2 protein-coding genes and 1 pseudogene are annotated in these 2106 nt (G+C 70.3%); 1 reads left to right on the plus strand and 2 read right to left on the minus strand.

Going from position 1 to position 2106, the window contains the following annotated elements; genetic code table 11:
• Both D180_RS19315 and wrbA read right to left on the minus strand, forming a co-directional pair.
• Positions 1–206 (minus strand): annotated as a pseudogene (locus D180_RS19315) (DUF2069 domain-containing protein); the annotation flags it as partial.
• Positions 203–799: an NAD(P)H:quinone oxidoreductase gene (wrbA, locus tag D180_RS19320; RefSeq protein WP_043091380.1), complete on the minus strand. Its 597-nt coding sequence runs from the start codon at positions 797–799 to the stop codon at positions 203–205. The gene wrbA and the pseudogene D180_RS19315, both read right to left, overlap by 4 nt.
• A gap of 76 nt (positions 800–875) precedes the next feature.
• On the opposite strand from wrbA, the gene D180_RS19325 reads away from it, so the two are divergent.
• A partial coding sequence (locus tag D180_RS19325; RefSeq protein ID WP_017914068.1) for a YihY family inner membrane protein occupies positions 876–2106 on the plus strand: 1231 nt, incomplete at its 3' end.

The raw sequence follows: 2106 nt of genomic DNA on the forward strand, positions 1-2106 counted from the left end.
CTGAACCACAGCAGCGCGCCGACGCCGCTCCAGAATCGTGCCACTGCCGAGCCGCGCAGCACGCCCACGGCCAGCAACAGCGGCGGCAGCGCGAACACCAGCAAGGCGGCGAGACGGTGGCGATCGTCGTGGAACCAGGTCGCGAACAGTGCCGTCAACGCCAGCAGCGTCGCCCCCAGCGCCACCCGCAGGCGCCCGCCGCTCATGGCGCTGCCAGTCGTTGCGCGATCTCGGCCAGGCGCCGGCCGAGTGCGCGCGCCAGGTGCGCTTCTTCCTCGCTGGGCTGCGGATCGTCGTCGGCGCCGGCGACGTGACTGGCGCCGTACGGCGTGCCGCCGCTGCGGGTGCTGCTGAGCAGCGGTTCGGTGTAGGGAATGCCGACGATCAGGCAGCCGTGGTGCAGCAGCGGCAGGTGCATCGACAGCAGGGTGGCTTCCTGGCCGCCGTGCAGCGACGCGGTGGAGGTGAATACCGCCGCCGGCTTGCCGGCCAGCGTGCCGCTGGCCCAGTCGGCGCCGAGCCCGTCGATGAAGTGCTTGACCGGTGCGGCCATGTTGCCGAAGCGGGTCGGGCTGCCCAGCGCCAGGCCCACGCACTCGCGCAGGTCGCTGGCGTCCACGTACGGCGCGCCGCTGTCGGGCACCGGCGGTGCGCTGGTCTGGGTGACCGCCGCCACCGGCGGCACGGTGCGCAGGCGCGCGGCCATGCCCGGCACCTCGCCGACGCCGCGCGCGATCTGCCGCGCCAGGCGCGCCACCGAGCCGCCACGGCTGTAGTACAGGACCAGAATCTCGGCCATGCGGCCCTCTCGTGGATCGGAACGGCCGCCAGTATCGACGATGCCGGCGTCCATGCGCATCGGGTACCCTTGCCCGATGCAGCCGCTGGACACCGTCAATCTCTGGGCCGATCGCCTGCGCGACCGCGCGCGCATGCGCAGCTTCGCCGGCTTCCTGTGGCGGCGCTTCCTCGACGACCGCCTGTTCCAGGCTGCGGCCTCGCTGGCCTACACCACCATCTTCGCGCTGGTGCCGCTGGCGGTGGTGGTGTTCGGGGTGCTGTCGGCGTTCCCGGTGTTCGACAAGTGGAGCGACCAGCTCAGCGACTACATCTTTTCCAACTTCGTGCCGGCCGCGGCGCGTTCGGTGGAGTCCTACCTGCGGCAGTTCTCGGCCAGCGCCGGGCAACTGACCACCGCCGGCGTGATCGCGCTGGTGGTCTCGCTGCTGATCACCCTCAACAGCGTCGAGCAGACCTTCAACCAGATCTGGCGGGTGGTGTCGGCGCGGCCGCAGCTGACCCGCTTCCTGGTGTACTGGACCGTGCTGACCCTCGGCGCGCTGCTGGCCGCGGCGTCGCTGGCGGTGTCGGCGCGGTTCTTCGCGCTGCCGCTGTTCAAGACCAGCGAGGGCCGGCTGCTGGCGCAGGTGGTGCTGAGCGTGGCGCCGGTTCTGATCGAATTCGTCTGCATCACCCTGGTGTACCGGGTGGTGCCGCATCACACGGTCAAGCTGCGCCATGCGGTGCCGGGTGCACTGCTGGCGGTGCTGCTGCTGGAACTGGTGAAATGGGGCCTGAGCCTGTACCTGGGCAGCTTCCAGTCGTACCAGCGCATCTACGGCACGGTCGCGTTCGTGCCGATCTTCCTGCTGTGGATCTACCTGAGCTGGATCGCGATCCTGCTCGGTGCCTCGGTGTCCTCTTCGATCGCCGCCTTCCGCTACCAGCCGGCCTCGATGCGCCTGCCCGCCGGCTACGAGATCTATGGCCTGCTGCGCCTGCTCGGCCGCTTCGCGCAGGCGCGCAGGCAGGGCAGGGGGCTGCAGGAGGACCAACTCCTGGAGCTGGAGCCGATGCTGACCGATTCGCTGGTGCAGGAACTGCTGTGCGAACTGGAGCGCATCCGCCTGCTCAGTCGTACCGAGCAGGGCGACTGGATGCTGGCCCGCGACCTGAGCGACGTGCCGGTGGCCGAGCTGTACGAGAATTGCCAACTGCGCATCCCTGTCGTCGAGACCTATCTGCCGTGCCGCGACGACGCCCTGGGCCAGGCGGCGTGCCGCGCGCTGGACGAACTGCGCCTGCCGTTGCGCGACGTGCTCAAGC

Origin of the sequence: Xanthomonas sp. SHU 166, from assembly GCF_000364685.1 — a bacterium.
Classification (GTDB): domain Bacteria; phylum Pseudomonadota; class Gammaproteobacteria; order Xanthomonadales; family Xanthomonadaceae; genus Xanthomonas_A; species Xanthomonas_A sontii.